The sequence below is a fragment of the Paenibacillus sp. FSL L8-0470 genome, assembly GCF_038008625.1.
Taxonomy (GTDB): Bacteria; Bacillota; Bacilli; order Paenibacillales; family Paenibacillaceae; genus Paenibacillus_AQ.
In genome coordinates this window covers 498,746-515,798 of sequence record NZ_JBBOZM010000001.1, presented here as the reverse complement: position 1 = coordinate 515,798, position 17,053 = coordinate 498,746, and the positions used below count along the sequence as shown (strand labels likewise).

The window sequence follows — 17,053 nt, the reverse complement described above, 5'->3', positions numbered from 1 at the left end:
AAACAGCAAGCAACCCCCTGCTTGCCCGTTTCACCCCGCCCTTCCGGGAACTTCCGCTTCTTCTGAACTTGCCGTCTTCCCGAAGTATGCCAGGAATAACCCGGCGAATTCAGGATCCCACTGGCTTCCTCTGCCCTGTTCCAGAATAGCCAGCGCCCGCTCATGATCCATCCCTTTCCGGTAGGGGCGGTCCGATGTCATGGCGTCGTAGGCATCGGCTACGGCAATGATTCTGCCATGCAGCGGGATGGACCTTCCGACAAGGCCATCCGGATAACCCTTGCCGTCGTAACGCTCATGATGTGAGCGGACTCCACTTATGTAAGGCGCCATCTTCTCCACAGGCTCAATCTGCCGCAGAATATTTTCCCCAAGCACCGGATGGCTCTTAATCTGATCGAATTCCTCATCCGTAAGATTTCCCTCTTTAAACAGGACATTGTCGGGCACACCGATTTTGCCGATATCATGCAGCAGAGCTGATTTCCGCAGATCATCGAGCCTTTGACCCGTCAGCCCCGCCAATTGTCCAATAATGACCGAGTACTCCGCCACCCGTAGTGAGTGTCCCGCGGTATAGGAATCACGCGCATCCAGAGCCACGGCAAGAGTGGTGAAATAACTGTCCAGAAGCTGTCTATTCTGCTGTTCCCGGGCCTGAAGCCCCCGCACCATCATATTAAACCCGGCCACCAGCTTGGAGAATTCATCCGAATATTCATCCTGCACCTGCAAGAGGCGCCCGTCCTTGACGTTATTCATCGCCTTGTATAGTTCATTGATCGGGTGTTGAACGCTGTTAGTCAGGAGCCAGGCGGCAATGGAGGAGAATAATGTGCCGACCATCAGCACCATCCCTGCCCAAGCCCAATAGCTCTGCAATCCGGCAAGCGAACTGCTGTTGAGGCTGTCCATGCGGATATGTGTTGCCATGATAAAAAGAAACAGCGGGAATGTCCCGATCAGCATGCAGCTGATCAGAAATTTTGGGCGGATGGCTACAAAAACATGTCCTTCCAGCGAAAAGTCCACATTATACATATCCAAAGCGCGGTTTCTGAATTCTTTGATTAGCGGAATAATGGCCGAGCAGGTCAGGAAAAATTCGATCAGCGCATGCATGCACGCCACCAGAGTCGCCCCGACCATGGCCAGCAGCAGATAAAAATAAGGGAGGTTGATTAATCCGGTCTGGATCATCCAGAAGGTCATTAGGGCCGCCGGCAAGGATAACCCGAGAAGATGCGGGCCTAGAATCCGCTGTACTGCATTTCTGGGCATTCGGTGGGTATAGAGATAAACTTCTTCCAGCATGGCCAGCGTAGGCTGCTGTTCTTTCATTGCAGTCCGTATCGGTTTGAGTTGATTCATGAACACACTGACTTCCGTGATTGCCATAATTAAAAAAGAGATCAGCAATACGATTAACAGGCGGGAATACTCCACCGCACTTATCTCCAGCGAAGAGAGCAGCAACAGGCTTCCCACGGCCAGCACACCAATCACGGAGCCAAAAAAATAATTTCTGATCTGCTTCTTCAAAAACACCCCGTAGATATTCATCTGTTCCCCCATTTCCAGCCTTACCCTGCTGCTTATATTCTACTTGCATTACTATATATTCCGTGATATAATAAAGTAATATTTGTTTTCGTGTATATACATCCCCATCAAGAAGATGTCAGGCCGATTGGTTACTTTTTATTTATTATCGGTATTTTGGACACAAAATCTTACGTTTTCTTGCATGACTCTTCCTTTTTATGAGACTAAATTCGAACATAGCATTCCGATTCACACTGGCGCGGTCACGGAGCCGCAAGGACAAAAGAGAGGTAGGGCTTTTGTCGTTTTGGAAGGATTATTCTCGCCATATGGCTGCTGGAAATAACAGGGAATTACGACACCCGTTTCGCTCACAAACGGCGGGGGATTAATATACGAGAAGATATGGACGTGCCGTTCCCCGTTGCAAGGAACGCTGCCATATGTGGAACATATAAGCGCCCGATCTCCGCAGCTTGCGGAGATCGGGCGCGTCTACTTTCTAGGGGCTTAATCCGGAACTAATGTACATAACGGGCAACAAACTGGCTTACCTTGCTGATATATCCTGCCTTATCCGTATCATACGCAAGTCCATGCCCTGCTCCACGAACCATAAATTTCTCTTTTGGGCTTTACAAGGCACGAAAAAAATTTCCTGCATCGCCATGGATAAACATAATCGGCACCTTTTCCTCACACCTGCCTCAGCACTGAGGCCTCCCCGAAGAAATTCCCAGCCCTAAAGGGCTTAGATCCTGTAAACCAATCAAATAATATACATATTTTTACTATAATTGTGATATGCTAGAAACGGTAAGCTTTTACAAATTTAATTGAGTCACAACTTCGGGATTTTTTTTAATTCAATTAAATAAGTTTAAGTTTTTATTGACTCTAAGGAGGGCATATGATTAAAAAAAGCAAAACAATAGCATTCATTTTTTTAGTACTTACACTGGCTTCAATTTTAGGATGTTCCTCATCTGGAGATGCTGATCTCGCGAAAGCTAACGAAAAAGTTAAGAAGCTTAGTCCTCTCACCGAAACACCCAAAATTGCCGGTTTGGATATTAAGGAAATAATTGTTAAAAAGGGATTAGAAACCGATAATCCCCCTCAAAATACAGTTATACTAACTTACACCGACAATAAGGGTGAAAAAGAGAAAGCAGAAGCCTATGATAAAAGCATTGAGTTGCTTTATGGTCCATATGAGGGCGACAAAGTATCTACACTTTCTGTAAGCGACATTGAAGTAGAACTTACTAATAACATGAACACAAAAACTGTAAATGGTCTCGAGCTTCTCTATACAGAAATTAATGATTCATTATTAATATATGCTCGTCATAATGGACTCTCGTACACTTATGAAGCTCAAATAACAAATAAATACACCAAAGATAAACAGTTCGAATTATTCTCAAAAGTAATCACTTACAATGAAACTGATTAGAACATCTTATCAATATGCTTCGCTCATCTTTAAAAGAATCATCTTTTTATCATAAAGTACAAAGCGATAGAGAGATGATTCTTTAATGATCATGTGATTACATTGCGCAATACATCAACAGGTACATAACTAATACACTCGATCGACTCAGGGAATAAACACCCCCGAACGTAGGCGAGTCTACTTTCCGGGGGTTATTGGACTACTTCACGTACCGGTTAACAAACTCACTTACCTTGCTGATATATCCCGCCTTATCCGTATCATAAGCAAGTCCATGCCCTGCGCCATGCACTACAAACTTGTCCTTGGGGCTGCGGCATGCCTGGTACACTTTGTCCATCATGGCATAGGGTACGAACTTATCGGCATCACCATGGATGAACAAGATCGGCACCCGTGCCTTACGCACCTGCTTCAGCGCTGATGCCTCACCGAAGAAATAGCCTGCTTTCAGCCGGGTAATCAGACTGGCAATCTGCACGAAGGGAAAGCTTGGCAGATGATACATCCGCCAGAGCTGATAAGAGAGCTGTGCTTTGACCGAGCTATACCCGCAGTCGGCAACAACCGCCTTCACCTGCGGCGGAAGCTCTTCACCCGCGGTCATCATCACCGTTGCTCCCCCCATAGACACCCCATGCAGCACAATCTGCGCCTGCAGCCCATTCTCTTCAATGATGTATTCGATCCACTTTACATAATCCCGGCGTTCGGGCCAGCCAAAGCCTATGTAATTGCCAGTGCTTTCACCATGTCCTCTGGCATCGGGAATCAGCACATTATAGCCCAGGTTTTCATAATAAATCTTGGCGTAGGCCCCCATATCCTTTGCTTTGCCGGAATAGCCGTGGGCAACGATAGCTGTACGTCCGGCTGCCCGCTCTGACGGCAGATAATAACCCCGCAGCTTCAGTCCATCCTCTGAGCTCATGTCGACATTCCGGAAGCTCTGCCGGGCGATCCACTCCGCCCCTTCTCCCCAGGATGCGCCGGCCACCGGTGGGTCCACCTTCAGTGCAGGTGAAGTCGCCAAAAACTCCTTAGGTGCCCGATGGATCGCCACTCCATAGAAAAAGAAACCCGCATAGGTTAATCCTCCGGTAATGACGATAATAATCGCCAGTATAATTACACTCCACATGAATATTCTCACCTTTCCTTCTCGTAGCTGTAGGATACTCCAGTCACCATCATGCGGGCTCCGCAATGATTTCTGCATAGTATAACATGGTAGCCTTGCCTGCGAGAAATGTACGTATAACAGATGATTGAAATCTAAACGATTGTTGTATAATAACCCTTAAAACGTAGTAAACACCGTATAAAAAGGCCGCTTCCGGGGATTTCCCGAAAGCGGCCTGAATTATGTTAAGAACATAGCTTATAGACTGCTATTGGCCTTAGTGTGATTCAATGAAAGCCTCAGCGTTTTCGTCTGCTGGTTCTTGCCGTTCTGCTCAGCAGCAGACCTACTCCGGCAATAGCGAGACCGGTAATATAATAAGGTGCCGGGCTGGCTTCACCCGTCTGCGGCAGACTCTCGGCTGGATCCACAGGACCCAGCGGTATTTCTTCATCAAGAATAACTTCTTCATCCGGTACCGAAGCAGGTACTGGGACAGTCACTGGAGTAGTCTCCGGCGTTGGCTGCACAGACGAAGGTGTGGTCACAGGGCCCAAAGGCAGCGGATCCTCATCAATCGTAATCTCCTGATCGTCATTCGTACCAATCACCGTTGGTGTCGGAGATGGCGTTAGCGTCGGGTCTACCGTTGGTGCTACACTCGTCGGCGCTGGCGTTGGGTCTACCGTTGGCGCTACGCTTGTCGGCGCTGGCGTTGGGTCTACCGTTGGCGCTACGCTTGTCGGCGCTGGCGTTGGGTCTACCGTTGGCGCTACGCTTGTCGGCGCTGGCGTCGGGTCTACCGTTGGTACTACACTCGTCGGCGCTGGCGTTGGGTCTACCGTTGGCGCTACGCTTGTCGGCGCTGGCGTTGGGTCTACCGTTGGTGCTACGCTTGTCGGCGCTGGCGTTGGGTCTACCGTTGGCGTTACACTTGTCGGCGCTGGCGTTGGGTCTGCCGTTGGTGTCGGTGTTGGTGTCGGTGTCGGTACCGGCGTTGGCGTTGGCGTCGCCGTCGGTATCGGCGTCGGTGTTGGCGTCGTCGTCGGTATCGGCGCTGGTGTTGGTGTTGGCACCGGTGTTGGCGTTGGTGTCGGCACCGGTGTTGGCGTCGTCGTCGATATCGGCGCTGGTGTTGGTGTTGGCACCGGTGTTGGCACCGGTGTCGGCGTTGGTATCGCCGTCGGTGTTGGCGTCGCCGTTGGTGTCGGTGTCGCCGTTGGTGTTGGTGTTGGCGTTGGTACCGGCGTTGGCGTTGGTGTCGGCACCGGTGTTGCTGTCGGCGTTGGCGTCGGTGTCGCCGTTGGTGTCGGTGTTGGTACCGGCGTTGGCGTTGGTACCGGCGTTGGCGTCGCCGTCTGTGTCGGCGTTGGCGTTGGTGTCGGCACCGGTGTTGCTGTCGGCGTTGGCGTCGGTGTCGCCGTTGGTGTCGGTGTTGGCGTCGCCGTCGGTGTTGGCGTCGCCGTTGGTGTCGGCGTCGCCGTCGGTGTTGGCGTCGCCGTTGGTGTCGGTGTCGCCGTTGGTGTTGGTGTTGGCGTTGGTACCGGCGTTGGCGTCGCCGTCGGTGTCGGTGTCGGTGTTGGCGTCGCCGTCGGTGTCGCCGTTGGTGTCGGTGTCGGTGTTGGCGTCGCCGTCGGTGTCGCCGTCGGTGTCGCCGTTGGTGTCGGTGTCGGTGTTGGCGTCGCCGTCGGTGTCGCCGTTGGTGTCGGTGTCGGCCCGACTGGCGGCACCGTTCCCTCAAAGGTATGATGATGCATCTGAATATAACCGCTGAATCCTTTTGCAATAAGAGTACCATGCAGCTCAGCACGGCTGAACGCCACAAAGGCATGAGGCGCTAACATGGAGCCTTCAATGGTCGTGTTGCCATTAGCTACAGAAGAAGCTTCGTAGAAGTTGAACAACACATTATGAGATTTTCCGTTCCACATTTGAAAATCCGGAATGACGACCTTATTCCCGCTTACATTGATAATTACCGTGGCGTTTCCTGCAATATTGAACTGGAGACCGTTGGTAACCGCCAAATCCGCAGCAGTCAAATGAATGACATTAAAGGAATCCGGAGCGTTAATCGTCATTTTCCCTCCATCTCTGACAAAGGGCTGCGTTTGTTTCAGAGCAGCGAGTTCACTCGAACGCTGAATCAAAAATTGCTCCTCAGCTTGAAAATCGATCGGATGATCCTGCCGCTTACCTCCTTTAAGATCGGCTCCTGAACTTTTCATACTGCCTCCATACACAGAGGTGCCATAAACTGTTCCATTTGAAAAGTCGATGTCTTTGCCGGCGATAAGCACATCTCCGCCCACAGCATCCTTGGATACGCCATATCCCTGAAGAGTAATGTTCCCTGCAGCAGCGAGCCGTCCGTGGATCTGGTCATTGCTTTGTGCAAAATCTCCAAAGATAAAGGCGTTGAAATTCCCGGCGACTCCCAGCACCGGTGTTGGGGTGTACGGCATACTTGCCGCCGCTTCTGCATTGATCCCCGGATGAAGCATATTGCCGACGGTTAAAACCCCCGTCAGAATCAAGGCTAATGATTTTTTCCTCAACAATGATATGTACCTCCTATGTAACTATTCTATGAATGCACAGATTAGCCCGTAACAACAAAAAGACCGCCAAGAAGGGTTAGCTTCATGGCGGCCGGACGATCGTGGCACCTTTAGAGTGCTGTAGATTCCTGACTTTGCGTCCCGCTCTTTCGAACGGTTTGCGATTATACATGAGAAGTTGGTAACAGTTGTTTTCTATGTAGTCTATGACTTTTGTTACTTTCGGACTAGAATCAGTCTATCTCTTCACCCCTCCGTTTGTCAATCTATTCCTTATTTTTTTTGCTAGATTCTCTGAAAAAGTCCTCAATTCCGCAACACATAAGGGTTTCGTTGTATTCACCGATCACATAAAACAAATTTTCAATATTAAAAATTAGTATATTCGAACCATTTTTCAACTCATGTCGAAACAGCAAAAAAACTGTCGCCAGCTCTTGGCAGCAGTTTTTAGTCATTGTCAATTTACATAAGTCAGCGGGCAACGGCCGGACTTAGGATTTGTATATTTTATAACAGCTGAACCCAGCCGATCATGGACATCCATAGTGGAACACTTAAAAACAACCCGAACAACAACCCGCGGCGGAGACTTCCCTCATAATTCATCACAATTCTCCTTTTTAATGAGCTTTATTTTTCAATATTTATTATTTCAATTTTAATATAAAATAATTCTTATAATTATTTTGTGAATTATGTCACATTGTTTCAGTTGTTTAGAAATTCCATTGATTAATTTTCGAATAATCGGTTAAAATACGAATATACGTTCTTATTAGAGGTGATTGAATTTATGCATAGAGCGGAGAGTAACGATAATACACTGGTCAAATCCTATATATTGCTTCCGCTGATTTTATCAGCCTTTGAACGGGATTCAGCCATTATGTCGACACAACTGCGGACCCCCGCCCCATACATGGATGTTCTCCGTACTGCTGCGAATGCGGCTACTGCCGATCTGAGGGATGTGCGCGCCGAAATGAGGAAACGCGGAGTTAAAGTCTATGAACAGCAGCGGCTCCAGGTCGGCATCGAGGCCAAATTTATATGCCGGGGATATCATGAACGGATGCTGCTACTGGATGACGTCATCGCTGCACAGGCCGCTATCCATATGCGCAAATACCTGGGACTCGATATCTCCGGCTACTACAGTTATGAGGAACAGTACAAAATCAAACCCGGTCCTCAAGCAAGCCTATAGACTTTGGAGCGTTGAAGAATAAAAACAGGCCTCGCCATGGGAGTCGGCAAGACCTGAATAAAGTACCTGCTATAAATTACATTAAAACCTTCCAATAGCCCAATGTGCCGAAAATAACTACCAGCGCCACGGGATATAGAATTCTCCGGCTTACCTTATCCTTAAACGTAAGAAATAAACATAACATGCAAAGCCACGCAATAAGAAGACTGCCCATTTCCTATGCATACGCTCCTTCCTGAACAACCTGATTGGCTCCGGCAGAGATAAAGATACACAAAGCCCTATATTTAAAAAGATACCCGGGCGGTATCCCTTTCATACTTGTATTTCACCGGACCGCCGGAACAGGATACTCCCAGAAGCCCAGTCGGCCCTTGGCCGGAATGTTCCCCTCCAGAGGAGTGACCCCCGTCAGTTCCCAGGCAAACCGTCCCTCCCTATAATCTCCAAAGATATATTCGCTGCCGTAGGGCCAGCCTTCTTCAGCCATACCAGCTGTAACTTCATAACAGTTTATCAGCGAACCTGTCGCTATAATCGCTCCGGCAGGCAAATTGTCCGCTGTAAGACCGTGACGGGCGAGCACCGATTGGAAAGGCTCCTGTAGGCATATTGCCTTATCAATCTTCAAACCGGCATGAATGGCGATTTCACCCCGGTAAGCCGTTCTCCAGGAACGGGTCTCGAATGATTTTTCACCAAGCGCAATGAGCGTCGCCCAAGGCTGCCGTATCGTCAGGCATCGCATAACATCCTGCCCCCTCTCTGCAACAAAGGAAAGACGCAGTCCACCGGAAATCCGGAAAACCGCGCCGCATTTAGTTTTTTGAGATGATGGCGAAGGGATCCCCCCCCCGGCTTAAACATTGTGAGCGTAACCCACACCTATCTATAAGGTTCAATTAGGTTCTGTATGATCTTTGCGGCGCTTCACTACTCATTATAAGGTTCAATCAGGTTTTGTAAAGTTTCTCTCAACGGTAGAAGAAATGCCAGATGGATGGATGGCTATTCCAAGGTTAAGGCTCCGGCTTTGCTTCATGCTGCAACTTTTTCCAAATCAGCAAGTCTAAATAAAAAAAGTAAAGGATGGATTAACTTGAAGAAAACAATATTTTTGTTTTTTACTGTAATGTGTAACTTTTCAATCGGCGGTACAGCGAATGCTGCTAACCCCTAAAACTAAATGTAAACGGGGTGTTACAGGATGAGTTACCTTCTCCTTTCGTCAGGAAGAACGTGAGTTATGTTCCTATTCGCACTGCGCAGTCTTTGGGTTAGGTTTGCCCCGGGTTCAATTTTATTATTCCACTGTGCATCCGGAAGGCCCTATGACTAGTTTTATTTACACTGAAAATGACTATTCTAAGTGGTATTTCCTGCACAGCGATAGCGTTTATTATTACGAGTTGAAGAATGGATACATGAGCCTTGTTTGGGAAGGTCAAATGACGGCTAAGACTCCGGGAAACCCATCTAGTCCCTTGGCCAAATTTTTGGTTACAGGCATAGATACTCTACCCTAAACAATTGAGTGACATTATCGTTAATTTCAAAGAAGAAAATCAATGAGCATTCTCTCCTTAAGAATGTAATACATCAAATAATAATTAATGGGCATTCGCCGTCAACAATATAGGTTATAGTCCATAGACTGTTGTCAGGATGTATTTATCTGAGGAGGTATTATTTTATGGACGCAAATAATTATCAACAGGTCGCTTGGAGTTGCATGAATAAGTACGTTGGTGTAACTACTACGGATGGTCAGTCTCATGATGGGTTTATTGCCCATGTAGACCAGGATTTCGTTACTCTTGCTATTCCTACAAACGAGATGTTTCAGGGTATGCCTGCGCAAAACTCTACCTACAGACAATTCGGTTTCCATCCAGGCTTTTTCCCCAGACGCCGCTTTATCCAGAGACGGATTCCTTTTGGTGCCATCACTGCATTGTTTTTACTCCCGTTTTTTATTTAATGATAGGAGGGAGGCAATTCCCCCTCCCTTCTCCTATGCCATTACCTCAAAATAACGTTGTCGTGTAACCGATATCCCCCGCGTGCAATCTCTACATATTGTGGTCCCCTCTGGAATCCGTTTACACATTCATCCTGACCGGCTAGCTGTCTCTAAATGATTGCCTCCCTGCGGACGAACTCTTTGAATTAGCTGCATACCATATCTCAAAAACTATGGGAGGCTTGATGTATGACACGTTTACTCGATGCTCGGACTTCTCAAAACGCTAGCATTGCCGGCAGCATGAATGGCGCAGGATTGACAGCAAACCAAAATGTATTAATTGGCCAGATTGGATTAACCACTGCCGGATCTCAGGGCCCTATTAGGGTACAGTTCAATGGCGTCGCAACTTTTTTTGTGTTTTCAGGAGGATTTATCACTTTAAACCTGTTTGTGGTTAGGGGGAGTGCAGCTACTGATCCCATAGTTGCTTCAAACCGGCTTCAGTTAAATCCAGGGGCAACAACACCTACTAACTTGTTCCCGCTTTACTTAATAGGCTCTGACTACAATCCCGCTCCAGCAGCTGAGATCATCTATTCCTTATTTGTGAACAGCACTGTAAACGTTAACCGTGTCGGACCTGAAAGTTTTAATGGGTGTGCTTATTCAGACTAGCGCTTATATAGCAAAAGAGCCTGCATGTTAATGTTTAACTATGTATGACTAGCCATAAAATTATTAAATGATGACAACAACTATCAAGGAGGTTTTGAAACTTTTTTATGACCACGGTTCTGTCTGTACGGATATTGATTGGATTAATTTCAACAAGCATTGGGTTTCTTCAACGCGTTCACCAACCTTTTCGATGAATGACGGCATAGAGAAATGGTCTTTTGCCCGACTGAGCAAACGGGGCAAACCGGATCGTGTTAAAGCAATCAAGGAGGTCATAAAGTTCAAAAATACGGATCTGCGATCCATGGAGAACTATTTATCTGACAGCGCCTAACAGCAGCTCGTGGAGTGAAACCGGCTATGTAATGCGTTAAAATTAGCAGCTGTCCCGTAAAGCAACTTAAACCTAATCCCCTTTAATCAGCAACTGGGGCTGTCTCAGTTGCTGAACTCTCGTATGTCCAAACCACGCTATGTGAGTAACACAATTTGGGTTAAAATAGGAGTTTACCAAACCGTAACGGTTGCCAGCAGGTCATATTTCCCGTTTTTTCGTAGGCAGAGGGGATGTTTCGGTCAAATAAGCCCCATAAAACCATTAAAAAAACCGTTAGTGTAGCAATGTTCCAAGGTGTTTACTTCAAGTCTTACAATTCGCTCAAGTTATCTTGAGTAAGTTCTAGCTCCTTACCATTTTGATTAACAATATAAATTTTCTCAGGTGGACTTTCTAGGCTTTTCCCCTTAATTAACAGTTGGTGTCCTCCTTCAATTTTGTACTTTCTTATATATATTCCTGATCCGATATCCTCAAAGGAATACTTGTCAAAATCCCCCCAATTCAATGATACGCCTTTTTCAGCTAAGCTTTTTAATTCATCATACGAAATGTACTCCTTTGGCCCTTCTTCTTTGTTGCTTTGGCATGCTGAACAAATAATTAAAATGAATAATAATGTCATTGAGAACTTAAAGCATTTTGCTAGTGTCATTAGAACTTCTCCTTTTTTACCATTATTTTACTGGTAATATTTAGAAGATAATCATACCATAAAAAGGTAAAACAAGCATCTTTTAATCCCGATCCGGAAAAGTGGTTGGAATGGTTTAACAGCTTGCCTGAAGAAGTGCAATTAGAAGTCAATTATAGACCTGCAGGATTTGATTCCACATTAAATAAAGCAGTTTTACCAAACAATGATATACCAATCAATGAAACGCAATATAGTCAAAATTCATCTGAACCAAAAGAGGATTCCAAAAAGTCCGTAGGATTGCAGTTACTTGAAACAATGGTAACTGGTGGATACGAACATCCTTATGATACTAGTGTTTGGGCACCATTAACAGATAAGGCCAATTGCTATGCTTATATGTTAAACATATCTACTTATTCTGGGCACAAACTTCAACCAGGTGAAAAGGCTGGGAATATTTTCTCAAGCTTAACAACTACAAGCATAATTAATGCTGCACAAGCTGATATGCCTTACCTGAGTAAATCTATTCGTAGTTCTAGTTATAGTGAAGTTCCAGGTTATCGGGAGTACAAAGTAGCATTAGTAATTGCTCCTAATTATGATTATCACTGGTATAGACAAGATGCTGACGGCGGCTGGTCACACAAAAGAGGCTTAACTGCAATTGATTTTAGAGATGCAAGCGGAATTTCAATTCGCAACCCGCAAACAGCTAATCGCAATTATGGTAATGGTCTGAATTATTCTACATTTAGCGGATGGTATATTATTAAATATTAACAAAAATTATAAAAGCCATCATGCACATCCCCTCTCCCTAGGATACCGGGCTTCTAAATTTCCATGTGAAATTTTAGGTGTATTCATTCCAATTGAGCGAAGCTAAATTACACTTGTTTCTAGGTGTAGCGGTTGGTAAATGCCTTCGCCAGTTTGAGTACAGTGGGGTAAAATAATTTTTTCAAGGAGTTTAGTAATGTAGAATTGATATGCCATGAGAAACCGCCCTTTTAATAGAGCGGTTTTTTGTTAATTCGCAAATTTATTTATCACACAGCGATTGTTGGCTTTTTTTATGCCGAGTTATGAAATTGACTCAAAACAAAACTTTATATCTTTATATTATGTACGCTCCTTGAATTCATTCTGTTATCGGTGCTGCCACCCGTGCCCAAAATCTTCTTATCCTACACAATATGCAGAGTACGTAGTCTACATTTAAGTAATAAACAATTATCTGCCTGGCAATTGAGGTCAGCGCGACTCAGAAACACCCCTTTACTCGGGTAAAAATAAGAAGAATGGTAGAAAAATCAAAAAAAAAGCGCAGCCCCCCCGAAATTCCAAGAAGCCGCGCCGCGTATGTTTTTTTGGGATGCTGGTGAAGGGAATTGAACCCCCGGCCTACGCATTACGAGTGCGTTGCTCTACCCCTGAGCTACACCAGCTTAAAGCATTTTTTCTGTCAAACAAAAAATATTATACAACTTTCAGCCAAAAACGCAACCTTTTTTCACAACATCCGGGCTTCAATTCTCCTGCAGCTTGCGTTCAACGGATTGCAGCTTACTGCGGCTTGTAGACGGCTTGTCGCGGCGGTCATCAATCTTCAGCGACGTGGATACCCGCTGTGCCCCGGCAGCGAAAGGCGACTCATGCAGCGCTTCTACGGCAGCGAGAATCCGCGGGATCGGTCCTTCGATAATCGTCCCCATAGATGTAAGCTCATAAGTGATCCCTTCCACTCCCCTGAGCACACGCTGCATATCGGCCACATAACTGCTCAGGCTCGTGCTGCCTGTGCCGATTGGAATTACGGTTACTTCGCCAATTGCCATTCTGAATCCCTCCTTAATATGCTGTAAATAAAACCCTTTATTGGAAATTTCCTCGCGCGACCTTATTACGGACTATAAACCTAAAGTTCCTGATATATGTCTCCGGCCTGTTCTTATTGTAGCAACTCCGCCGCACACCCACAAACCGCTAACCCCCACCATTCGTAACCCTTCGTCCCCCATATTTCTTCATTAGGCATTCCAGTGTCACGCTCACAATATTTATGGACTCTTTGTGGCATCTTTTAAGACAATTTATGACTTTATCCAGACACTTTTTGCACCCAACTTGTGGATTACCTGTGGACTAACTGTGGATCATTTGTGAGTAAAACCGCAGAACCCGCTCCCCGCGCGGAGTTTCAAAAAATGGTTTACAAACACAACATATTGGGTTATTTTTATCTAACGACAACAAAATATAGTGGAAACAGGTGTTTCGCTCTTTCAAGCGAGCTGAAGCTTAATAGGGAAACGCGGTGCAAATCCGCTGTGGTCCCGCCACTGTAACCGGATGCCTGCAGGCTTTCTGAAGCCCGTCAAGCAGCGTCTACCGGCAATAGCCACTGAGGGGCCTCAAAGCTCTCGGGAAGGCGCCGGAGGATTCACCGGAAGCCAGGAGACCTGCCTGTTTCGCCGACACCATCATTCATGCCTGCGAGGACCAGGTGAGGTGTCCGCAATGCGGCCTGCACAAGCAGACATAGCCTTCCCGTGTTTTAAGGAGCCAAGGCTGCCGATACCTGAGGGCTATAAACCGTTATCGCCCTCAGGTATCGGCTTCTGCGGAATATATAAGAACAGGACAGAGATTACCCCTGTCCCCTGCTTGTATGTTCATCAAGACAACCGGCAAATATCCTTGTAAGGATATTTCGTACGCATTCGGGCATTTTCCGCCTCTTCGGCGGGAGATGCTTTTTTACTGCTATCAGGAAGTATATACTTCGTTCTTACTATACCGAGGGGAGAGAGCTAGACAATGACGCTGCTGGAGAAACGGTACAACGGTGGACAAGCTGCACAGGAAGTTCTTTTGGAGGAAGTTATTCATTTGGGACGGGATATTATCGACAGCCGGGATTTGGATCTGCTGCGCGAGAATGCCAATTTGAACGGAGAAAGCTTCTCCGGCAAAATGAGCAAATTCGGCAGTGAATATTCCAAGTGGTATGCCCGCAACTTCACGATGCCGCCACAGCTCGTGCAGGCCATTCAGGATAATGTCGTGTACGTCCACGATCTGGATCAATACGCCATCGGAACGACCAACTGCATCTTTATCCCGTTTGAGCGCCTTCTCCGCGAAGGCTTCAATACCGGCAACGGCAGTGTCCGTCCTCCGAACTCGATTATGACCGCAATGTCGCTGGTGGCGATTATTTTCCAATCCCAGCAAAATGCCCAATACGGCGGCGTATCCGCCAATAAACTGGATTATGATCTTGCCCCGTACGTGACCAAATCCTTCGCCAAGCTGTTCCGCAAGGGACTGGAGTACTTTGAAGAAGGACAAGCCGGTGATCACCTCGGCGAAATCTCGATGAGCCGCAGCGATCTGGCGGAGCAGTATCCTCGCGCCTTCCGCTTTGCGCAGAAAGAGACCGAAAGCGAAACACTGCAGGCAGCAGAGAGTATGATACATAATCTCAATACGATGTCCAGCCGTTCCGGCGGACAGATTCCTTTTACCAGCATCAACTATGGCACCTGTATCTCCCCCGAAGGCCAGCTTGTGATCAGCTCCCTGCTGACCGCCACCATGAACGGCCTCGGCAGCGGAGAAACACCGGTGTTTCCGATCCAAATCTTCAAATGCAAGCAGGGCGTCAACCAGCAGCAGGGCGATCCGAACTATGAGCTGTTCCTCAAAGCAGCCGAATGTTCCGCACGCAGACTGTATCCGAACTTTGCCAATCTGGATGCTCCGCTCAACATGCAGTACTATGATCCGGCTGACCCGGACACTGAATTTGCTACGATGGGCTGCCGCACCCGGGTACTGGGCGACCGTTTCGGACGTAATCACTGCTCCGGCAAAGGCAATCTGTCCTTCAACACCCTGAATCTGGTCCGTCTGGGCCTCGCTCACGGCACTGTAACAGGCCGCCGTCTTGCTCCCGACGAGGAAGGCTTCTACGACGACCTGAATCATTATATGGATATTGCACTGGAAGGCCTGCTGCACCGTTTCCGGATTCAAGCGGCCCAGAAAGCCAAAGCCTCCGATTTCATGATGCGCGAAGGTGTCTGGGAAGGCGGCGAACAGCTTGCTCCCGAGGACAGCGTAGGCGAGCTGCTGAAGCACGGCAGTCTGTCGCTCGGCTTCATCGGTATGGCGGAGTGCATGAAGGCCATGTACGGCAAACATCATGGCGAGGACATGGAAGTCCATGCCAAAGCGCTCGCCGTTGTCCGCCATATGCGCGAGTACTGCGACCGCAAGAGCGAAGAGCTCAATCTTAACATCACGCTGTTTGCAACACCTGCCGAAGGCTTGTCCGGCAAATTCACCAAGGTGGACCACAAGGTGCTTGGCTCTATTCCCGGCGTAACCGACCGCGAATATTATACGAACTCCTTCCACATTCCAGTGTATTACGAGCTCAGTGCGGCCAAGAAGATTAGCCTTGAGGCCCCTTTCCATGAGTACTGCAACGCCGGAGCCATTTCCTATGTGGAACTGAACGGCAATGCCCGCAGCAACCCGGCGGCTTTTGTCAAAATCATCCGCTACGCGCTGGAGCAGGAAATCAGTTATTTCAGCATTAACCACCCGATTGACCGCTGCTCCGGCTGCGGCTATGAAGGGGTTATCGGCACGAACTGCCCTTCCTGCGGCGCGCATGAGCATGACACCCATATCCGCCGCCTGCGCCGGGTAACCGGATATTTGACCGGCGATTACCAGACCCGCTTCAACGCCGCCAAGCAGGCCGAAGTAAGAGACCGCCTCAAGCATCTATGAATATTTGCGGCTACTACCCGGAATCAATTAATGAGGGAGAGGGCATGCGGGCCGTCCTCTTCCTCAGCGGCTGCCGCCACCGCTGCCCGGGCTGCTTCAATCCGAAAACGTGGAATTTCAATTTTGGTGAAGTGTTCACCCTGGAGCGGCAGCGTGAGATTATTGCCGAAATTGCCGCTAATCCGCTGCTGGACGGCCTGACGCTGGCCGGCGGGGACCCTTTTTTCTCGGCAGAAGAGGCTGCGGGCTTCATTCATGAGCTTCGCGCTGTGCTGCCGGATTTCTCAATTTGGATTTATACCGGTTATACGTATGAAGAGCTGACGGCTTCTCCGGGCTCGCCGGAATGGAATCTGCTGGCCTTGTGCCATGTAGTGATTGACGGACGATTTGTAGAAGAGCTTAAAGATACTACCCTTCCCTACCGGGGAAGCAGCAACCAGCGGATTATCGACATTCCGGCCAGCCTTGCCGGCAAGGAAGTCATCCATTGGCAGCCTGCTGTACTTTAGCTTTTTGGAAATATAAATTTCATGGTATACTTTAAGCTTCTGTTTTCCGCAGACCCGGATTCCAGCACGCGATACGATCTATCGCCTGCTTCGAAGGCAGCTTTGAAATGTCGGCTTAGCCGCCATTTCCTGGCCGCTTTCTGCGCTATAATATATCAATTTTTAATATTGAAAATTAAACCCAAATACGAAAGGATGAATCCC

14 protein-coding genes, 1 tRNA gene and 2 riboswitches are annotated in these 17,053 nt (G+C 47.6%); of the genes, 8 read left to right on the top strand and 7 right to left on the bottom strand.

The genetic code is table 11. The annotated features are described in order from the left end of the window. Positions 1-30 precede the first annotated feature (30 nt). Positions 31-1,563: an HD domain-containing phosphohydrolase gene (locus NST99_RS02360; RefSeq protein ID WP_341089497.1), complete on the bottom strand. Its 1,533-nt coding sequence runs from the start codon at positions 1,561-1,563 to the stop codon at positions 31-33. A gap of 892 nt (positions 1,564-2,455) precedes the next feature. Here NST99_RS02360 and NST99_RS02355 point away from each other — a divergent pair. After that, complete coding sequence (locus NST99_RS02355) at positions 2,456-3,004, top strand: hypothetical protein (RefSeq protein ID WP_341089496.1); 549 nt, start codon at positions 2,456-2,458, stop codon at positions 3,002-3,004. Positions 3,005-3,206: 202 nt separating this feature from the next. On the opposite strand, the gene NST99_RS02350 is transcribed toward NST99_RS02355, so the two are convergent. Both NST99_RS02350 and NST99_RS02345 read right to left on the bottom strand, forming a co-directional pair. Continuing rightward, a complete protein-coding gene (locus NST99_RS02350; protein WP_445745013.1) occupies positions 3,207-4,148 on the bottom strand; it encodes an alpha/beta hydrolase in 942 nt (313 codons plus the stop codon). A gap of 281 nt (positions 4,149-4,429) precedes the next feature. Continuing rightward, positions 4,430-6,691 carry a collagen-binding domain-containing protein gene (locus NST99_RS02345; RefSeq protein ID WP_341089494.1) on the bottom strand — a complete coding sequence of 754 codons (2,262 nt, stop codon included), beginning with the start codon at positions 6,689-6,691 and terminating at the stop codon, positions 4,430-4,432. Positions 6,692-6,774: 83 nt separating this feature from the next. Further along, a riboswitch (cyclic di-GMP riboswitch) is annotated at positions 6,775-6,864 on the bottom strand. Positions 6,865-7,487: 623 nt separating this feature from the next. Here NST99_RS02345 and NST99_RS02340 point away from each other — a divergent pair. Continuing rightward, positions 7,488-7,901: a hypothetical protein gene (locus tag NST99_RS02340; protein WP_341089493.1), complete on the top strand. Its 414-nt coding sequence runs from the start codon at positions 7,488-7,490 to the stop codon at positions 7,899-7,901. 331 nt (positions 7,902-8,232) lie between these two features. Here the strand turns inward: NST99_RS02340 and NST99_RS02335 are convergent, their stop codons facing one another. Then, positions 8,233-8,652, bottom strand: coding sequence for an ASCH domain-containing protein (locus tag NST99_RS02335; RefSeq protein ID WP_341089492.1), 420 nt, complete (start codon positions 8,650-8,652; stop codon positions 8,233-8,235). Between the two features lie 945 nt (positions 8,653-9,597). On the opposite strand from NST99_RS02335, the gene NST99_RS02330 reads away from it, so the two are divergent. The 3 genes from NST99_RS02330 (at position 9,598) to NST99_RS02320 (ending at position 10,885) form a co-directional block, all read left to right on the top strand. Continuing rightward, the gene (locus NST99_RS02330; protein ID WP_341089491.1) at positions 9,598-9,885 is read left to right on the top strand and encodes a phosphatidylinositol kinase; all 288 of its coding nucleotides are present in this window, start codon (positions 9,598-9,600) and stop codon (positions 9,883-9,885) included. A gap of 231 nt (positions 9,886-10,116) precedes the next feature. Further along, positions 10,117-10,548 (top strand): hypothetical protein, encoded by a 432-nt coding sequence (locus tag NST99_RS02325; protein WP_341089490.1) that lies wholly within the window; start codon positions 10,117-10,119, stop codon positions 10,546-10,548. 94 nt (positions 10,549-10,642) lie between these two features. Continuing rightward, on the top strand, positions 10,643-10,885 hold the full coding sequence (locus tag NST99_RS02320; RefSeq protein WP_341089489.1) for a hypothetical protein: 243 nt from the start codon (positions 10,643-10,645) through the stop codon (positions 10,883-10,885). Positions 10,886-11,198: 313 nt separating this feature from the next. Here NST99_RS02320 and NST99_RS02315 read toward each other — a convergent pair whose 3' ends face one another. Beyond that, a complete protein-coding gene (locus NST99_RS02315; protein WP_341089488.1) occupies positions 11,199-11,543 on the bottom strand; it encodes a hypothetical protein in 345 nt (114 codons plus the stop codon). 123 nt (positions 11,544-11,666) lie between these two features. Between NST99_RS02315 and NST99_RS02310 the strand changes: the two genes are divergently transcribed. Further along, positions 11,667-12,311: a hypothetical protein gene (locus NST99_RS02310; RefSeq protein ID WP_341089486.1), complete on the top strand. Its 645-nt coding sequence runs from the start codon at positions 11,667-11,669 to the stop codon at positions 12,309-12,311. Between the two features lie 596 nt (positions 12,312-12,907). On the opposite strand, the gene NST99_RS02305 is transcribed toward NST99_RS02310, so the two are convergent. Next, a tRNA-Thr gene (locus tag NST99_RS02305) sits at positions 12,908-12,979 on the bottom strand. An 81-nt stretch (positions 12,980-13,060) separates the two neighbouring features. Continuing rightward, positions 13,061-13,369, bottom strand: a complete 309-nt coding sequence (locus NST99_RS02300; RefSeq protein WP_341089485.1) for an MTH1187 family thiamine-binding protein — start codon at positions 13,367-13,369, stop codon at positions 13,061-13,063. Positions 13,370-13,784: 415 nt separating this feature from the next. Next, positions 13,785-14,015, top strand: a riboswitch (cobalamin riboswitch). A gap of 336 nt (positions 14,016-14,351) precedes the next feature. Between NST99_RS02300 and NST99_RS02295 the strand changes: the two genes are divergently transcribed. Both NST99_RS02295 and nrdG read left to right on the top strand, forming a co-directional pair. Continuing rightward, positions 14,352-16,337 carry an anaerobic ribonucleoside triphosphate reductase gene (locus tag NST99_RS02295; RefSeq protein ID WP_341089484.1) on the top strand — a complete coding sequence of 662 codons (1,986 nt, stop codon included), beginning with the start codon at positions 14,352-14,354 and terminating at the stop codon, positions 16,335-16,337. After that, a complete protein-coding gene (gene nrdG, locus NST99_RS02290; RefSeq protein WP_341089483.1) occupies positions 16,334-16,849 on the top strand; it encodes an anaerobic ribonucleoside-triphosphate reductase activating protein in 516 nt (171 codons plus the stop codon). The genes NST99_RS02295 and nrdG overlap by 4 nt, the downstream gene beginning before the upstream one ends. Positions 16,850-17,053: the final 204 nt, after the last annotated feature.

What these genes read in the sequence shown, in the direction of transcription:
- NST99_RS02325 (WP_341089490.1), top strand. Translation starts at nt 10,117, where the DNA reads ATGACACGTTTACTCGATGCTCGGACTTCTCAAAACGCTAGCATTGCC.
- NST99_RS02330 (WP_341089491.1), top strand. Translation starts at nt 9,598, where the DNA reads ATGGACGCAAATAATTATCAACAGGTCGCTTGGAGTTGCATGAATAAG.
- nrdG (WP_341089483.1), top strand. Translation starts at nt 16,334, where the DNA reads ATGAATATTTGCGGCTACTACCCGGAATCAATTAATGAGGGAGAGGGC.
- NST99_RS02295 (WP_341089484.1), top strand. Translation starts at nt 14,352, where the DNA reads ATGACGCTGCTGGAGAAACGGTACAACGGTGGACAAGCTGCACAGGAA.
- NST99_RS02335 (WP_341089492.1), bottom strand. Translation starts at nt 8,652, where the DNA reads ATGCGATGCCTGACGATACGGCAGCCTTGGGCGACGCTCATTGCGCTT.
- NST99_RS02355 (WP_341089496.1), top strand. Translation starts at nt 2,456, where the DNA reads ATGATTAAAAAAAGCAAAACAATAGCATTCATTTTTTTAGTACTTACA.
- NST99_RS02350 (WP_445745013.1), bottom strand. Translation starts at nt 4,148, where the DNA reads ATGTGGAGTGTAATTATACTGGCGATTATTATCGTCATTACCGGAGGA.
- NST99_RS02315 (WP_341089488.1), bottom strand. Translation starts at nt 11,543, where the DNA reads ATGACACTAGCAAAATGCTTTAAGTTCTCAATGACATTATTATTCATT.
- NST99_RS02360 (WP_341089497.1), bottom strand. Translation starts at nt 1,563, where the DNA reads ATGAATATCTACGGGGTGTTTTTGAAGAAGCAGATCAGAAATTATTTT.
- NST99_RS02300 (WP_341089485.1), bottom strand. Translation starts at nt 13,369, where the DNA reads ATGGCAATTGGCGAAGTAACCGTAATTCCAATCGGCACAGGCAGCACG.
- NST99_RS02340 (WP_341089493.1), top strand. Translation starts at nt 7,488, where the DNA reads ATGCATAGAGCGGAGAGTAACGATAATACACTGGTCAAATCCTATATA.